18 protein-coding genes are annotated in these 14,598 nt (G+C 69.5%); 1 reads left to right on the forward strand and 17 read right to left on the reverse strand.

Annotation, left to right across the window (positions count from 1 at the left end):
* Positions 1 to 24: 24 nt before the first annotated feature.
* The 8 genes from SIDU_RS08235 to SIDU_RS08270 form a co-directional block, all read right to left on the reverse strand.
* Positions 25 to 2,223, reverse strand: coding sequence for a phage tail protein (locus tag SIDU_RS08235; protein ID WP_007684078.1), 2,199 nt, complete (start codon positions 2,221 to 2,223; stop codon positions 25 to 27).
* A gap of 8 nt (positions 2,224 to 2,231) precedes the next feature.
* Positions 2,232 to 2,591 carry a hypothetical protein gene (locus SIDU_RS08240; RefSeq protein WP_007684080.1) on the reverse strand — a complete coding sequence of 120 codons (360 nt, stop codon included), beginning with the start codon at positions 2,589 to 2,591 and terminating at the stop codon, positions 2,232 to 2,234.
* An 8-nt stretch (positions 2,592 to 2,599) separates the two neighbouring features.
* Positions 2,600 to 3,418: a DUF2163 domain-containing protein gene (locus tag SIDU_RS08245; RefSeq protein ID WP_007684082.1), complete on the reverse strand. Its 819-nt coding sequence runs from the start codon at positions 3,416 to 3,418 to the stop codon at positions 2,600 to 2,602.
* A complete protein-coding gene (locus SIDU_RS08250; protein ID WP_007684084.1) occupies positions 3,415 to 5,742 on the reverse strand; it encodes a DUF2460 domain-containing protein in 2,328 nt (775 codons plus the stop codon). Before SIDU_RS08250 ends, SIDU_RS08245 begins: the two co-directional genes overlap by 4 nt.
* Positions 5,739 to 6,278, reverse strand: a complete 540-nt coding sequence (locus SIDU_RS08255; RefSeq protein WP_025772753.1) for a hypothetical protein — start codon at positions 6,276 to 6,278, stop codon at positions 5,739 to 5,741. Before SIDU_RS08255 ends, SIDU_RS08250 begins: the two co-directional genes overlap by 4 nt.
* Before the next feature lie 182 nt (positions 6,279 to 6,460).
* Positions 6,461 to 6,658 (reverse strand): phage tail assembly chaperone, encoded by a 198-nt coding sequence (locus SIDU_RS08260; RefSeq protein WP_007684086.1) that lies wholly within the window; start codon positions 6,656 to 6,658, stop codon positions 6,461 to 6,463.
* Positions 6,655 to 6,906: a gene transfer agent family protein gene (locus tag SIDU_RS08265; RefSeq protein ID WP_007684087.1), complete on the reverse strand. Its 252-nt coding sequence runs from the start codon at positions 6,904 to 6,906 to the stop codon at positions 6,655 to 6,657. Before SIDU_RS08265 ends, SIDU_RS08260 begins: the two co-directional genes overlap by 4 nt.
* Before the next feature lie 71 nt (positions 6,907 to 6,977).
* Complete coding sequence (locus SIDU_RS08270; RefSeq protein WP_007684088.1) at positions 6,978 to 7,385, reverse strand: phage tail tube protein; 408 nt, start codon at positions 7,383 to 7,385, stop codon at positions 6,978 to 6,980.
* Positions 7,386 to 7,442: 57 nt separating this feature from the next.
* Between SIDU_RS08270 and SIDU_RS08275 the strand changes: the two genes are divergently transcribed.
* Positions 7,443 to 7,766 carry a hypothetical protein gene (locus SIDU_RS08275; protein ID WP_007684089.1) on the forward strand — a complete coding sequence of 108 codons (324 nt, stop codon included), beginning with the start codon at positions 7,443 to 7,445 and terminating at the stop codon, positions 7,764 to 7,766.
* A gap of 277 nt (positions 7,767 to 8,043) precedes the next feature.
* Here the strand turns inward: SIDU_RS08275 and SIDU_RS08280 are convergent, their stop codons facing one another.
* The 9 genes from SIDU_RS08280 to SIDU_RS08320 form a co-directional block, all read right to left on the reverse strand.
* Positions 8,044 to 8,439 (reverse strand): DUF3168 domain-containing protein, encoded by a 396-nt coding sequence (locus tag SIDU_RS08280; protein ID WP_007684090.1) that lies wholly within the window; start codon positions 8,437 to 8,439, stop codon positions 8,044 to 8,046.
* A complete protein-coding gene (locus tag SIDU_RS08285; protein WP_233448186.1) occupies positions 8,436 to 8,627 on the reverse strand; it encodes a hypothetical protein in 192 nt (63 codons plus the stop codon). The genes SIDU_RS08280 and SIDU_RS08285 overlap by 4 nt, the downstream gene beginning before the upstream one ends.
* The gene (locus tag SIDU_RS08290; protein ID WP_007684093.1) at positions 8,624 to 9,109 is read right to left on the reverse strand and encodes a head-tail connector protein; all 486 of its coding nucleotides are present in this window, start codon (positions 9,107 to 9,109) and stop codon (positions 8,624 to 8,626) included. Before SIDU_RS08290 ends, SIDU_RS08285 begins: the two co-directional genes overlap by 4 nt.
* A 123-nt stretch (positions 9,110 to 9,232) precedes the next feature.
* Entirely contained in the window at positions 9,233 to 10,345 is a 1,113-nt protein-coding gene (locus tag SIDU_RS08295; protein WP_007684095.1) for a phage major capsid protein, read from the reverse strand.
* 128 nt (positions 10,346 to 10,473) lie between these two features.
* On the reverse strand, positions 10,474 to 10,866 hold the full coding sequence (locus tag SIDU_RS08300; protein ID WP_007684096.1) for an HK97 family phage prohead protease: 393 nt from the start codon (positions 10,864 to 10,866) through the stop codon (positions 10,474 to 10,476).
* Positions 10,859 to 11,179 (reverse strand): DUF6127 family protein, encoded by a 321-nt coding sequence (locus SIDU_RS08305; protein ID WP_007684098.1) that lies wholly within the window; start codon positions 11,177 to 11,179, stop codon positions 10,859 to 10,861. Before SIDU_RS08305 ends, SIDU_RS08300 begins: the two co-directional genes overlap by 8 nt.
* Before the next feature lie 158 nt (positions 11,180 to 11,337).
* Positions 11,338 to 12,468, reverse strand: coding sequence for a phage portal protein (locus SIDU_RS08310; RefSeq protein ID WP_007684100.1), 1,131 nt, complete (start codon positions 12,466 to 12,468; stop codon positions 11,338 to 11,340).
* A gap of 111 nt (positions 12,469 to 12,579) precedes the next feature.
* The gene (locus SIDU_RS08315) at positions 12,580 to 12,918 is read right to left on the reverse strand and encodes a hypothetical protein (protein ID WP_007684103.1); all 339 of its coding nucleotides are present in this window, start codon (positions 12,916 to 12,918) and stop codon (positions 12,580 to 12,582) included.
* A 302-nt stretch (positions 12,919 to 13,220) separates the two neighbouring features.
* Positions 13,221 to 14,534: a DNA-packaging protein gene (locus tag SIDU_RS08320; protein ID WP_007684105.1), complete on the reverse strand. Its 1,314-nt coding sequence runs from the start codon at positions 14,532 to 14,534 to the stop codon at positions 13,221 to 13,223.
* Positions 14,535 to 14,598 lie beyond the last annotated feature (64 nt).

Below are 14,598 nucleotides of genomic sequence, written 5' to 3' on the forward strand. Positions count from 1 at the left end.
GTCCTTTTCTTCAAAGGGCCGGCATCAGCCCGCCAGAACGATGCGCGCGGCGCGGCCCAGCGCATAGGTGCCGACCTGCCGGATCTCGACCGCCAGTTCGCCCGGATGGCCCATATCCTCCGCCACCGCCGCGGCATCATAGGTCCAGGGCGATCGGTCGGTGACGATCCTCCGCAGTTCCGTCGACCCTGCCGACACGCGCAGTTGATAGCTCTCCCGATCCTCGCCCAGGGGCACATCGGTCCCGCTGGTCCAGCGCCATCCGCCTCTGCCGCGCCGCGTCCAGCCGACGATCCAGCCGCCGGTCCCATCCCCCCGCGCCGTGACATGCACGGGAGAAGGCGGCACCACCGCCTCCCCCCTTATCGTCAACAGCGCATCGGCCGGCGCGCTGTCGCCCACCCCGACCGCCGAGACATGAAGGCCGCCGCCAATCTCCGCCCCGCTTCCATAAGGGGCAAGCTCGACCAGCCGGTCCTCCTCCAGCAGCAGGAAAGCCTCACCCTCTTCATGGGACGCCATCGCCCATTCGGTTCCGAACAATCCGCGCCGCAGGCCTTCCAGCCGGAAACTGGCCTCGCCGGTCTGCGCGACATGGCTGAACTGGACCAGTTCCTGCCCGACCAGGCACAGATTGCGCCCCAGGCCCAGCGCCGCCTCGTCCGCTCCCGCCAATTCCATGTCCGCCGACAGCAGGGTCACGTGGAGAGCATGGATGCTGTCGACCATCGTCACGCTCCCGGCGGGCAAGGCGTTGTCGGCCCATCCCATCACGGCGCGGCCCGCCGTCCGCCCGGCGGGAGAAGCCTCCCCTGTCGCGCCGATCACGAACAGCGCCGCGCCGCGCCACCCTTCGCCGCCGCTCGCCGCCGCGACGATCAGGGGCGCCGCCGCCACCCCTTCCCTGATCATGGGCAGGTCCGCCAGCATCAGCATGGTCGGCCCATGCGGCCTGTCCGCCTGCCGCACCATCGCGCCGGACGACGCCCCCAGCGGGATCGCGGCGCCGGCCCCCGGCACGCGCCTCAAGGCCAGGCGCACGGCCATCGCCTCCCATTCGCGCTCCTCGATCCGCCACCGGCCCGGCACGCCTTCCACCGCGACGACATCGCCCGGCGCATGGCGCAGCGCATCCCAGCCGCAGCGCAGCGTCATCGTCGAACGCCCGGCCCATGCCATTCCCAGCTTCCGCGCCACCAGCGACCGCGCCTCCTCGCCGGACAGCGCCATCGGCAGGTCGATGCCCTGCTCCAGCCGTCCCGGACCCGGCCGGCCGATGCGCTGCACGCCCGCCTGATAGTCGCGCTCCGGATCGTGATAGCGGACCGACAAGGCCGCCGGCACGCTGTCCGCCGAGCCGCCCGAATGCTCGCACCCGTTCAGCGCCCGCCCGTTGACGGACCGGCACAGCGCCCCGGCGGCGATCACCATCGCCCCCTCCGCGTCCCCCGCCCGCAGGCGCAATCCCGCCTCTTCGGCCACAAGGGCCAGGCCGAACGCCTCCGCCAGCGGCGCCAGCGCATCGCCCACATCCGCGCCGCCCGCCGCCATGCCGGCGACCGCGCCCAGCCCGTCGCCGGTCAACATCCCCCCGCTCAACTCCGCCGCCAGACCGGCAATCGCGACCGGCCCCTCGTCAGCCTCCACCTCGAAGGTCAGCGACGGGATGCGATTGCCATAGTCCGCGAGCGACAGATCCTCGAACACCGCATAGGCAATCCCCCGATGCGCCGGCGTCGCCCCCACGCCCTCCGCTGCCGCGATCAGCGGATCGACCGCCTGGTCCTCGCCGCCCGAATGCAGCCGAAAGGCTCCCATCTCCGTCTTGAAGTCCCCCGCCGCCCCGCGCAGCAGGTTGCCGTCCGCCCAGATGCGCCGCACCGACCGCACGGCGCGCGCCGACAGCGCCACGGCAAAGCTCGCCGAATAGCTGTAGCTGGTGACGCTGGGCCGCCCCTTGCCCCCGCCGCTCCTGTGCCTCGTCTCCTTGAGGTCCGTGGCCCAGATCACGGTTCCCGCCACCCGCAGCGTCCCGAACAGCCTGGGCAGCTGCGATCCATAGGTCGACGTCTGGACCTGAACCTCGTTCAGCCGCCGCCCCTCCACCCCCTTGGGCCTGAACAGCACCGCATGGTCGAAAGCATTGCCGATCAGCCCGCCAATGGCGCCCCCCAACGGCCCGCCAATGGCCGTGCCAAGGGCGGTCAACACGATCGTCGCCATAGATTCTCCTATTCCGCCCGCCAGTAACCCAGCACCGGCCAGGGCGAAGGCCCCGGCATCTCCACCACGCGCCCCACGCCCGCATGGGCATGGACATGCCCGCCCGGCACGACGATCATCAGGTGCAGTTGCAACGGCCCCGGCCGCACCAGCGCCAGGTCGCCCTCCCGCGCCGCATCGACCCGCCGCAGACCCGCCGCCCGCAGCCAGTCCGCCGCCTGCCCCTCATCCCCGGACCGCAGCCCATATCCCTCCGGCGCCGCCCGTCCCAGGACCAGCGCCGCCAGCCCGACGCAGTCCAGCCCTCGTTCGGGCAGCCGCCCGTGCAGGCGGAACCGCGCTCCCACCAAGGCGCGGGCGGCGGCCACCACCCCGCTCAAGCCGCCCCCGGATAGCGCGTCAGCAAATCCGTCCCCGGCAGATAGGGTTCCCCGCGAAAATTCACGGCATTGCCGAACCGGCCGACGCAGGTCGCCAACTGCCGGTCGCACCCCTCGGTCAGCAGCGCCAGGGCGCCCGCCTCCACCGCAAAGGGCGGCGGATCGGCCAGGCTGACATCCTCGGCGCCATTGTCGATCACCCCTTGGATTATCCCGCCATTGGCCCCGGTCAGCCATCGCAACGTCCCGAAGGCATAGGCCCCCGGCTCCAGCCCGGCCACGCTCGCCACCGCATCCTCGACCGCGCCGACAGCCACCACGCGCCGCCGCCCGGCCAGGTCGACCCGGCATTGCCTGTCTCCCAGCACAGCCCTGCAGTCCGGCGAAGTGGAGGGCGCGACCGAAGCCTTGAGCGCCGCCATCGCGCCCACCAGCTCCGCCGAAAAGGCTCCCGCCTTGCGCGTCACGGCCCCGATCTCCCCCCGCGCCAGCAGCAGCCATAGGTCGCCCGGCGCCTCCCACTCGGTCAGCCGCAACTCCAGCCCGGCCCCCTCCCAGCGCCCCGCCGCCAAATCCGCCTCGCTGATCGCATCCGCCACCAGCGCGCCCTCGACATCGCTGTCCGCGCCCTCCACTCCGATGCCGCTGCGCACGGCGGAAGGCGTCATCCCCGGCGCCGCGCGATAGAGCAGATGGCCGATCTCCAGATCGCGATCATGGCTCGTCAGCCCGATCGTCACCCCGTCCCGCCGCTCGATCCGCCAGCAAAAGGCCAGCGTCGCCAGCGGCTTCCCCAACGCCTCCAGGCCGCTCATTCCCTGATCTCCACCAATGGCACGGAGGGCGCCTCGCCCGCCGCGAAGGTCGCCCGGTTGATGTCCAGCCGGTCCTCGGCAAAGCGCACCGGCACGTCGAAGCGGAAACCGGCGGTCAGCACAGCCCCCTCGGCAGGCGCGACGTCGAAGGCGATCACGCCCAGCCCGGCATGGCTCCAGCCGCCCGCCATCTCCACGCCATCCACGGCGACCCTGATGGTCCCCGCCACCGGCCGCGTGATCCGCCGCGCCTGCGCCTCCTCGCCAGCGCCGTAGAAGCGCTGCAACGGAAACTCCGCCCGAACGCCGTCGCCCAACCCCAGACGCTGGTCCAAAGGCCCCGGCGCCTCCCCCATGGCGCAACTGCGGTCGTCATAGGGATCGCTGAAGCGGAATCCCCGCGCCGCCCCGCGCCGCGCCCGGAAGAAGGCGATCAGCGCCGCCATGTCCGCTTCCGACCGCACGCCCGGCCCGGCATCGAAGGACAGGCGCGCATCCGCCCAGTCGCTGCTCCGCCGCTCATGCCCCGAGACGCTCTCCACGACCTGCGTGGAGAAAGCCGGCGAAACGCTCGCCTCCCGCCCGACGCTCAAGGGAAAGGACACATCGTCAAAGGCTTGCACATCTTCCTCCCCATATAATCTGAAGCAGGTGAAGCCATCCCGCGCCACCTGGGGCAGCGCCCAGATAAAGGTCGCCGCCGTCCCCCGCCGCATCGCCGCATCGGCCGCCGCCGCGATCTCGCGCCATTGCGCGGCATCCTCCCCGCGCAGCACGAAACCCGAAAGATAATGCTGCGCCTCGACCGGATAGCCGAGCCGCTCCACCGCCAGCTCCACGCCCCGCGCCGTCAGCCGCTCGCGCCCCTGCGTCACCCAGTCATAATCTTCCAGTTGCAACACATCGAAGGCCGGCGACGCCCATCCCACCGGCATGTTCGCCCGCTTGGCCTCCGGCGCCAGCGGATCGAGCACGGTCGGCAGATAGGCGAGCAGATGCGTCACCGCCCCCGGCGCCACCCCCTTCACCCAGGCGCAGAGCGCCGCCGTCGATGCTGCCAGCACTTCGCCCGCCCGGTCCAGCAGCGCCTTTTGCCCGGCGCTCAGCGTCCCCCGCACGTCCGGGATGGACACCAGCGCCGCGCCGAACGCCGCCCGCGCCGCATCGTCATACAGGCAGATGCGCCCGTCCGCGGGCATCACCCACCACCATGGCTCGCCCACCTGAAACCTGATCTCCAATCCAGCCGTCAAGCCAATGGAAACAAAGGCCCCTGCCACCAGCCGCAAATAGCTCATCGCCCCGTCATGCGCGGGGGAAAGCAGGGTCGAAGGCGGCGACCAGCCCGTCAGCGCGGGAGAACCATCCTCCGCCCGCTGCTTCCAGTCGTTCCAGCAATGCGCGTCGAACAATTCATAGGAAAGCGACCAGATCACCCCCAGCCCCAGCGCCTTGGCCCGCTGTGCGAAGTCCGCATGCCAGGCGGCGCAGGGCGCGTTCAGCACCCCGCCCGCCAGGCTGATGTAAAATCCGCCGCCCAGCGGTTCGAGCCGGAAATAATGGCTCATCCCGACATAATGATTGATGTCCCCGCGATAGCCCAGCGCATGGATCGACGCGACGATCCGCTCCGGCGTCTGGTTGAAGCAGTCGTCATAGCCGGTCGCCATCGACAGCCCATGTTCGGGCAGCACCACATCGCCCACGCGCAGCACCGACCCGGCGCCGTCGCAGCTTATCTCCGAAAGCTCGCACCATCCCTCAACCGCCGCGGCGAAGGCGGCGCTCCCCGCATCATAGCCCGGCGCGGCGAGCGAGATGAACATCCGGTCCACGTCGCCCGCCCAGACGTCTTCGCCCTCGGCCAGCAGGAATCCGCTCCTGATCGCGGAAAAATCCAATGCGATCACAGCATCTTCTGGCCCGCCGCTCGCATAGTTCCACAAGCGCACATACCAGGCCCGCGCATGCCCGGCCGCGTCCCTCCCCTCAATGGTCAGCGTCGGCCCATGCGTCTCGTCCAGCCGCCGCAGCCCGCCGCTCCGCCAGCGAAAGCGCAGCACGCAATCGCGAAAATCCCGATCCGTCTCATAGGCCAGCAGGGCATGGCTCCACTTGTCCTCCGCCTCCCAGATCAGCCCCGCCAGATCCCCCGACCCATAGAAGACGGCATCCACCCGCAACGCATCCGGTGCGGCGGTGACGACGCTCGCCATCATCGGCCGGGGAAAATTGACGGTCCAATGCGTCGGCGCAAAGCGCTTCATGAACCGCGTTTCCTGCCCCCGCCGCGCATCGGCCAGCCAATATCCAAGCCCGCTCATCCGCTGATCGCCCCCCTCACCGCGCGCGCCACCTGCCGCGCGCTGCGCGCCAACAACCGGGCGCTGTCCGCGCCCTGCCCCTGCACCGCGATGGAAAGCCGCACGTCCCGGACGCCCGCGCCATTGGGAACGACCTGCCCGCTCGTCGTAGGCACGAAGACCTCCGGCCCCCGCTCCCCGACGACATAGGCCCGCCCCGGCGCCACCGGCCCGCCAGTCGCCCGCCCCGGCAATCCCAGCGCCGAAGCAGCCAAGCCGATCAACCCGCCGTCCCCGCCGATGCTGCCTATCCCGGCCCGCAAGGCATTGGCCGCAATGTCGTCCAGCACGCGCAGCGCGATGGCCTTCAATTCCTCGAACCCGAACTGGCCGGTCCGCACGGCCCGCAGCAATCCCTGCTCGATCCGCCGCCCAGCCCGCTCCGCACCGCTCGCCAAAGGCCCCTCCAGCGTTCCCCGCATGGCTTCCACATCCCGCGCAAAAGCCTGCCTATCCGCCCGCACCCGCACGACCAGATCGTCGATCTCCTCGTCCATCCCGACCCCCAAAAAAACACGCTGAAGAACAAAGTGCGCTGCGAAGGCAGGGGCCCAGTCCAAACGCTGGAACTGAATTCCCGCCCCTTCCATCACCCCCGTTCGTTTCGATCCCTTCGACTGTCCGCCTGCGGCAGGCGCTCAGGACAGGCCAGGGTCGAGAAGCGCAGTCACCCCCAACCTCAATCCGGCATCCCAGCCCGCAACCTCTCCAACTCCCCCCGATCCATCCCGGCGCGCGCCTCGTCCTCTTCGCCGCGAGCCGCCCGCAACACGCTCTCCAACTCCGCCGGGGTAGCCCGCCAGAATTCCTCCGGCCGCCATCCCAGCAGCCACCCCGCGACCCCCGCCAGCCGCGCCGCCGCTTTGAAAAAGCTCATCGTCCCCCCAATATCTGTCCCAATATCCCCCGCAGAACCGGCGTCAGCTTCGCCAGCCCCGCCGCCACGATCGCCTCGCCCAGCGCCTCCCGCGTCAGCCCCGCGGGCGGCTCCGCCAGGCAATGCCAGAACAGCCCGGCCATCTCGCCAAGCGACAGCTTCCCGTCGGCGGCGCGCTCCACCAGCGCGAACAACGGTCCCAATTCCTCCTCAGCCGCCACCAAAGCCGCGAAACTGGGCCGCAGCACAAAGCGCTCCCCACCCAGTTCCAGCGCGGCCTCGCCGCGAGCACTGTTAGCTGGGGCACCATTGCCCCCGCTCACAGCGACACCACCGGCCCGGAACTTTCCAGGCTCAGCGCATAGTTGCGCTCCCCATTATAATCCCCGGCATAGTCCAGCCGCGTCACCAGGAAGCGGCCCCGCATCTTCTCGCCGCTTTCGAAGCTCAGCTCATAATCCTCGACGGTTCCGGCCAGCGCATGGTTGCGCAGCCGCACCTCCGCCGCCGATCCGGTGAATATGCCCGCCGCCGACACGCTGACGGATCGCACCCCCGCGCCCGACAGCAATTCGCGCCAGCCGCCCGACCCCTTGTGCGTGACGTTCACCGCCTCGCCATTGACGGACAGTTGCGTGGTCCGCATCCCGGCCACGGTCGCATAGGCCGCCGGCGCCCCGCCATCGCCTATTTTCAACAGAAACGCGCTTCCTTTTTCCACGCCCATGGCGCATTCTCCTCTAAGATAAACCGTGCAAGAATCGGGATTTGGAGAGAGGCCAATATGTTCGTGACCATCCCCCTGATGCTGTTGCTGGCCGCCGCCCCGCAAAGCGGCGACGCCGTCGGCAATGGCCGCAAGGCCTATTCGGAATGCCTGTCGAAACAGATTCAGCCCGCCATCGACAAAAAACTGTCGCTCGGCGATTTCCAGGCCGTGCTGAAGACGGAATGCGGCGCGAAGGAAGCCGCCTTCCGCACCGCCATCGTCGCGGACGACAGGTCGAGCGGCATGTCGGAAAAGGACGCCCAATCGGACGCCGACGACCAGATCAGCGAATATCGCGACAAGATCATCGGAGAATATGAAGACTATTCGAAGTCCTGACCCCCAACATTCCCCTCCCTTTCAAGGGAGTGGGCTAGGCCGTATCGACATTGAGCCCTGGCGGCCTGCAAATGGTTGAAGCGAGTCACGTGCCTCGCTTCAATCCCGTGCTTCCGGTGCTCACGTACTTTGAGTACGCTCCGCTCCGGGTCACGGAAAACCACCATTTTCGGCTCGCCAGCTTCTGAATGTCGATACGGCCTAGGGGTGGGTGCGAGCGCAGCGAGCTTCCGCCCTATCCGGAAGAAACACCCTCAGCGCTGTAAAGCCGCGGCCCTCACACCCCCACCACCCGCACCCGATAATCCACCAAAGCCTGCCACCCGTCCCGCGCCCCAGTCCGCGCCACCCGCGAGCGAACCAGCCGCGCCCCGACGACCCGCCAGCCCCCCGCAAGCCCAAGCCCGCGCAAAACAGCATCCACCCGCGCCAACAATCCCGCCAGCCGCGCAGGCGCTTCCCCCGCATCGAACAGGCTGACCGTCACCACCAGCTCCCGCCCGTCCAGATCCTTCGCGCCCCAATCCAGCGCGATACAGTCCCCCACCACGCCATAGGGCGCGCTTGCCCGCCCCGGCGCACCGTCGAACAGCCCGTTCAGCCCCGCCATCAATGCCGCATCCCCGCGCAGCGCCGCCACCAGCGCGCCACGCACCGCCACCTCCGCGCTCATCGCCCTCTCCCCGCTTCCCGCAACCCCAGATCGCCCATCCACCGCCGCCTCAGCCCAACCCCGGACAGGCGCACGGCATCCCCCTCGACCCGCGCCTCCTCAACCCCGGCCGCCAAAGCCGCCGCGGCAATCCGCCGCCGCCGCACCGCGATCCGCGCCTCCACCAGTGCCCAGAGCCGCGCCCTCACGCCAGCCGCATCCGCCGCCAGGGCCGCCACAGGGCGCTCACCACGGCGGGCGGCGTCGCCGCCTCCCCGTCCCGCGCCGTGAAATGCTCCGCCGCCAGCCGCACGATCCCCTGCCGGATCGCCTCAGGCAGCCCCTCGGCATCCGCCGCCAGCCCCGCCCGATAGCGCACCGTCACCTTGCCCGGCCCATCCACCAGCCGCGCCCGCACCCAGCCGTCACCGGAGGCATCGATATCGACCGCATAGGCCCCCGGCGCCAAGGCGACGCCCTCCACCTCCACGCCCAATATCGCCACCACCGGCCGCGCCGTCAGCCGCCGCCAGCTTCCATCGGCCACGATGGTCTCGGAAGCCTCCCGCACCACCAGCCACTGCCCGATAAACTGCTCGCAAAGCCCCGAAGCGCTCCCCAACAGCCGCTCCAGCACGCCATCTTCATCATCCGACCCGATCCGCAACCAGGCCTTGAGATCCGCCAACATGGCCCCTCCCCGGAAAAAAGGGGACGCCCACAGGACGCCCCCAGTCTTTCCTTCTCCCCTTGTGGGAGAAGGATACGAAGCCTTGGCGGCAACGCCGCCTAGGCGAAGTTGGATGAGGGGTGATCAGGAAGCCGCGAACTTCATCAGCTTGATCGCCTCCGAATTCGCCACGGCCCCGCCGATCCGCTTCACCGCGTAGAAGTGCACGAACGGCTTGTTGCTGAACGGATCGCGCAAAATGCTCGTCTCGCTGCGTTCGGAGATCACATAGCCCGCCTGGAAATTGCCGAACGCGATCGACAGCGAACCCGCGGCGATGTCCGGCATGTCCTCCGCCTCGACCACCGGATAGCCCAGCAGGGTCGCCGGCTGTCCCGCTGCAAGGGAAGGCTGCCAGATGAACGCGCCGTCGCTCGTCTTCATCTTGCGGATGACCGCCAGCGTTGCCGAATTCATCACGAAGCAAGCCCCCTGCCGGTAAGGCGTCCGCAGCGCCTGCACCAGGTCGATCAGCTTGTCCGGCCCCGAAGCCGCAAAGGCCCCCGAAGCCCCCGAAGCCACATATTGCAGCGACCCGAAGGCCCGCACGCTGTCGGCCTCATTGGTGGCGGCATAGGTCAGGAAACCCTTCGGCTTGTTCGTCCCATTGCCGTTGACGAAGGCCGCCCCCTCCGCCGCCGCGAACTCGCGGGCAATCTCCCCCGCCAGCCAGCCTTCGACATCGAACCGCGCATCGTCCAGCATCGCCTGCGACGCCGCCGGATTGGCGTAAAGCTCGCCCGAAGGCGGCACGATCTCGTTGAAACTGGGCGTGGCCGTCTCCGCCCGCGCCCCCGTCTCGCTGGCCCAGCCCGACACGATGCCGCCCGAAGTCACCAGCTTGCGATACCCCGCCGTCCCCGTGCGCACGACATTGGCGATGGCGCGAATGGGCGAAATCCCCTTCAGCGTCGCATCGATGATTTGATCGATCTCCCGCGGCACCGCATAGCCGCCCGCCGCGCCCGAAGCCCCGGAAAAGCTCTTGAGCTCCACTCCAGCCTCCAGCCCCTGCCGCACATAGCGCTCGACAAAGGCCGCCCGGCGCGGATCGACCGCCCCGCCCTTCACGCCGTCCAGCGCAGGCCTCTGCTGAACCAGCAGCACCCCCCGCAAAGCCGCCACCTCATTCTCCAGCCCGGCAAGACGCTCCCCCTGCGCCACCACGTCAAAGCTCGCTTCCAACTGATCCGTCATCCACCACTCCCACGAAAAAGGGCGGCCCACCGGACCGCCCGAACACCTCCTTCTCCCCTTGCGGGAGAAGGATACGAAGCCTTGGCGGCAAAGCCGCCTAGGCGAAGTTGGATGAGGGGTAAGGCCCCCTATTCCACCGCAATCACCCGCGCCAGATCCTGCATCGGATGCGTCACGACGCTCACCTCCACCACCTCCAGGTCCAGCAACTCCCGCGGCGAAACCCCCCGCGCCTCCCGCACCCGATAGCCAAAGGAAAGCCCATCCACAGCTTTCTCGCGCAAGGCCCTCCCAGCCTCCCGCCCGGCAGCCGTCCGCCCCGAAACCCGCCCGATCACCCGCAAGCCCCGCGCATCCTCCTCGACCTTCTCGACCGTCCCGATCACCTCGCCGGGCCGATGCTGCCACAGCAAGGGCACCCCCGCCGCCACCCCGGCAAAGGCCCCCGCCCGCACCACGTCGCCGCCCCGGTCGACCCGGTCGAACACCGCCGCATATCCGGCGAAGCGCACGTCACTCATGCACCAGCCCCGCCAGCCCCAGCTTCACCGCCATCCCCAGCAGCAGCAAAGCCATGACCACCCGCGCGACCCACGCCACCACGGCCCCCCGCGCCGCCTTCTTCGCGTCGCGCCACGCGCCCAGCAGCTCGCGCAATTCCCGCACGTCGTCCTGCGCCCCGCGATCCGCCAGCCCCAACCGCTCCAACGCCCGCCCCGCGCCCAATTCGCTCGCCTCCTCGATCAACGCCCGGATCATCAGCATGTCCGCCGCCACCGGCTGCGCCTCTGCCTGCGCCACCAGCCGCGCCAGCATCTCCCCATCATATTTCATCGCCCGCCTCCAATCCCACACCCGTTCATTTCGAGCTAACGAACCTCCGTTCCTGTCGAACTAACAAACCCCCGTTCGTTTCGAGCCCTTCGACTGCCCGCCTGCGGCAGGCGCTCAGGACAGGCCAAGGTCGAGAAACCACAGAACCAGAACCACCCTCACCCAATCCCCAAAACCGCCCGCTTCTCCTCCGCCGACAGAAAGTCCGCCCCCCCGACCCGCTCCCAGATCGCACTCCGCTCCTCGAACAAGGCAGGCACCGCATCCAGATCCGCATCCAGGCGCAATTCCGGCCACCACCCCTGCAACCCCTGCGCCAGCCCGCCGCAGATCTTCGCCATCAACGGCAGGATCGTCTGCCGCCAAAGCGCCCGATTGGCCTCGCGATAATTGGCATAGGCATTGTCCCCCGGCAGCCCCATCAGCATCGGCGGCACCCCGAAGGCGAGCGCGATCTCCCGCGCCGCCGCCGCCTTCAGCCCCACGAAATCCATCTCGGCGGGCGTCAGGCTCATCGCCTTCCAGTCCAGCCCGCCCTCCAGCAGCATCGGCCGCCCGGCATTGGCCGCGCCCGAAAAGGCGATCTCCATCTCGCGCTTCACCCGCTCATACTGGTCCGGCGCCATCACCGACCCGTCGCCCGGATCATAGACCATCGCCCCCGAAGGCCGCGCCGCATTGTCCAGCAGCGCCTTGTTCCAAACCGTCGCCGCATTGTGGATCGCCACCGCTCCCGCGGCCGCGCCCACGCAGCCCAGCCCATAATGATCGTCCAGCGGATGCAGCGCCTTCAGATGGACGATCCCCGTCCGCCCGGCGCCATCCTCCGGCGACAGCCGCGTCACGCTCTCCCCCACGCGATAGAGGTAAGCCGCCGGCCACCCCCGCGCATCTGGCTCCACGCTCACCCGCTCCGGTCGCAGCGCATAGAGTTCCACCGGCGCCCCATCCGCGCCGGTCATCACCTGCACATAGGCGTTGCCGTGCAGCAGCAAATGGCTCGCCAGCGTCTCCACCAGCGACTGCCCCGAAGAACAGCGCGTCACCAGCGCCTTCACCCGCCGCCGCTCATCCTCGCCCACGCCGCCGACAATCAGGGCCGTCCCGCCAGCCCCCTCCGCCACCAGCCGCAAAGCCCGCTGCGCCACCGGATTGCCGACCACCCCGGCCCGCACCTGCGCCTCATAGCTGGCGGGCCACTCGCCCAGCGCCACCCCGCCCGAACCCCAGGCCCGCGCCAACACCGGCCGCGCACTTTCCCGCGCCGCCTTCACCCCGAAAAATTTCATGAAACCCCACCCACAAAAAATCCTCCCTCCGGAACGGGGGGAGGATAGTGAAGGTTGGCGGCGCTCAGCCGCCTACCGAAACTTGGAGGGGGGCAGCCCCCTTCCAAAACCCTAGGGATTGCGAGCCAGAACCCGATCGCAGGCCGAATTCGTCCCCTCGCTCTTCCCGATCACGCGCCCGGCCACGGCCCCCGCCGCACCGGCCAGCAAGGACTCGCCCAAACTCCCCCCGGCCAGGGCCCCGACGCCAGCGCCGCCAGCGGCCCCGATCACCGTCCCCTTGTCCCGCCCCTTCTTCGCCTGGAGCAGACAATAACGCACATCGTCCCGATCCCGCGGAGCCGCCCGCGCCACCCGCGCCCGCTCCTTGCTGCTCAGCGAAGCCGCCATCACCGGCCCACTCACCAAAGCCAGCCCACCCGCAGCCATCATCCATCCGGCCCATTTCATGACCCAATCTCCTCAAAAATCACACGGACAGACTACGCAGAACCCCGAACCCTTGTTCCCTCATTCCACCCCCGCAATAATTCGCAACGTCAGGGGGCCGAGGCCTCTCCAATTCCTCCCCATGCGAAGCATGGGGAGGGGGTTGAATGGAGTCACGTGCCTCCATTCAACTCGCGAAGCGAGTGGTGGAGGGGAAATGCGGAGGTCGTGCCCCATTCCCCTCCACCACCGCTTTCAGCGGCGGTCCCCCTCCCCATCTACCGATGGGGAGGAATAGAATGGTCCATCTCCCCCAAAACCCCCTAAAACCCCCTCACCCGCGCCTCCCCACGCTTCCCCAACATCAACTCCGTCAACCCCCAGACCAGCGCATCGGCCCGATCCGGCGACCGCCCCGGCCCCACATAGCCGCCCCCCAGCATCAACCCGCACAACTGGTCCTCCAGCGCCGGAAAGCCGCCGCGATGCACGACCCGCCCGGCCTCATACAGGGCCGCCACCGGCTCCGCCCGCGCCACCTTGCCCCGGCTCGCATGCACCAGCCGCACCGGCAGCGCGGCCTCCGCCGCCCGCAACACGCTCCCGACCATGGCCCCGCCATTATTGGCCTCCGCCACCACCCGGTCCGCGCCATGCACCAAAGCCGCCGCCGCCACCGCCCGCGCCCAGCCCTCCGGCGTCGCGCCCTCCACGGTCGCGTCGGCAATCACATAGGCCCGCCGGTCCTCCCCCAGCCCGACCACGACGATCCCGCAGGCATCCCCATGCGCCGAGGCAGGCGGATCGACCGCCACCACCACCCGCGCCAGAGTCCCCCGCACATGCGCCACCCGGCACCGCTCCAGCAGATCGCGGCTCCACAGCGCGCCCTCGACCTCCTCGATCAGCTCGCCATCCAATTCCTGCCGCCCCAGCCGCGTGCCGCCATAGTTCCGCTCCATCGCCGCCAGAAAACCGTCCGCCAGATGCGCGACATTGTCCGCCGTCCGCCCCCGCGTCACGACCACGTCGCCGCCGTCCCGCGCCACCAGCCCCCGCACGAGGGGAACGGGCCGGGGCGTCGTCGTCGCCAGCACGCGCGGCGCGCCACCCAGCCGCATCCCCATCATCAGATTGTCCCACGCCGCCTGCCCGCCCGCCCATTTGGCGATCTCGTCGGCCCAGCCATGGCTGAACTGCGGCCCGCGCAGCCCCTCCGCCTCCGCCGCCCCGAACAAAGTCGCCACCGCGCCATTGCGCCACACCAGCTTGCGCAGCGCCGGCGCGAAGACCGGCCGGTTCCACCAGGGCGCGACGGCCAATATGCCCGACGCTCCCTCCACCATCACGGCCCGCGCCTCGCCCAGCGTCGCGCCGACCAGCGCGATCCGCGCCTTGGGATCGCTCTCCGCGACCGAGCGCACCCACTCCGCCCCGGCCCGCGTCTTGCCGAACCCGCGCCCCGCCAGCATCAGCCAGATGCGCCAGTCCCCTTCGGGCGCCAGTTGCTCCGGCCGCGCCAGCCAGCGCCAGTCATGCGCCAGCGCATCGGCCGCCGCCGCGCCCAGCCCAGCCAGCACCCGCTCGCGCGCCGCCTCCGGCAGATGCGCCAGCCGCTCGAAATCCGAAAGAGCCATGCGCCCGCCTCCATTCATCGATTTTCCAAGGACGTCGATTTGGCCGATCCGGCCCACGCCCCTA

The sequence above is a fragment of the Sphingobium indicum B90A genome, from assembly GCF_000264945.2.
GTDB classification, from domain to species: domain Bacteria; phylum Pseudomonadota; class Alphaproteobacteria; order Sphingomonadales; family Sphingomonadaceae; genus Sphingobium; species Sphingobium indicum.

Excerpts from the sequence above, each read along its gene's own strand:
- SIDU_RS08295 (WP_007684095.1), bottom strand. The coding sequence starts at position 10,345 with ATGACGGATCAGTTGGAAGCGAGCTTTGACGTGGTGGCGCAGGGGGAG.
- SIDU_RS08305 (WP_007684098.1), bottom strand. The coding sequence starts at position 11,179 with ATGAAATATGATGGGGAGATGCTGGCGCGGCTGGTGGCGCAGGCAGAG.
- SIDU_RS08260 (WP_007684086.1), bottom strand. The coding sequence starts at position 6,658 with ATGAGCTTTTTCAAAGCGGCGGCGCGGCTGGCGGGGGTCGCGGGGTGG.
- SIDU_RS08235 (WP_007684078.1), bottom strand. The coding sequence starts at position 2,223 with ATGGCGACGATCGTGTTGACCGCCCTTGGCACGGCCATTGGCGGGCCG.
- SIDU_RS08315 (WP_007684103.1), bottom strand. The coding sequence starts at position 12,918 with ATGAAATGGGCCGGATGGATGATGGCTGCGGGTGGGCTGGCTTTGGTG.
- SIDU_RS08300 (WP_007684096.1), bottom strand. The coding sequence starts at position 10,866 with ATGAGTGACGTGCGCTTCGCCGGATATGCGGCGGTGTTCGACCGGGTC.
- SIDU_RS08275 (WP_007684089.1), top strand. The coding sequence starts at position 7,443 with ATGTTCGTGACCATCCCCCTGATGCTGTTGCTGGCCGCCGCCCCGCAA.
- SIDU_RS08310 (WP_007684100.1), bottom strand. The coding sequence starts at position 12,468 with ATGAAATTTTTCGGGGTGAAGGCGGCGCGGGAAAGTGCGCGGCCGGTG.
- SIDU_RS08290 (WP_007684093.1), bottom strand. The coding sequence starts at position 9,109 with ATGTTGGCGGATCTCAAGGCCTGGTTGCGGATCGGGTCGGATGATGAA.
- SIDU_RS08270 (WP_007684088.1), bottom strand. The coding sequence starts at position 7,385 with ATGGGCGTGGAAAAAGGAAGCGCGTTTCTGTTGAAAATAGGCGATGGC.
- SIDU_RS08250 (WP_007684084.1), bottom strand. The coding sequence starts at position 5,742 with ATGAGCGGGCTTGGATATTGGCTGGCCGATGCGCGGCGGGGGCAGGAA.
- SIDU_RS08320 (WP_007684105.1), bottom strand. The coding sequence starts at position 14,534 with ATGGCTCTTTCGGATTTCGAGCGGCTGGCGCATCTGCCGGAGGCGGCG.
- SIDU_RS08255 (WP_025772753.1), bottom strand. The coding sequence starts at position 6,278 with ATGGACGAGGAGATCGACGATCTGGTCGTGCGGGTGCGGGCGGATAGG.
- SIDU_RS08280 (WP_007684090.1), bottom strand. The coding sequence starts at position 8,439 with ATGAGCGCGGAGGTGGCGGTGCGTGGCGCGCTGGTGGCGGCGCTGCGC.
- SIDU_RS08245 (WP_007684082.1), bottom strand. The coding sequence starts at position 3,418 with ATGAGCGGCCTGGAGGCGTTGGGGAAGCCGCTGGCGACGCTGGCCTTT.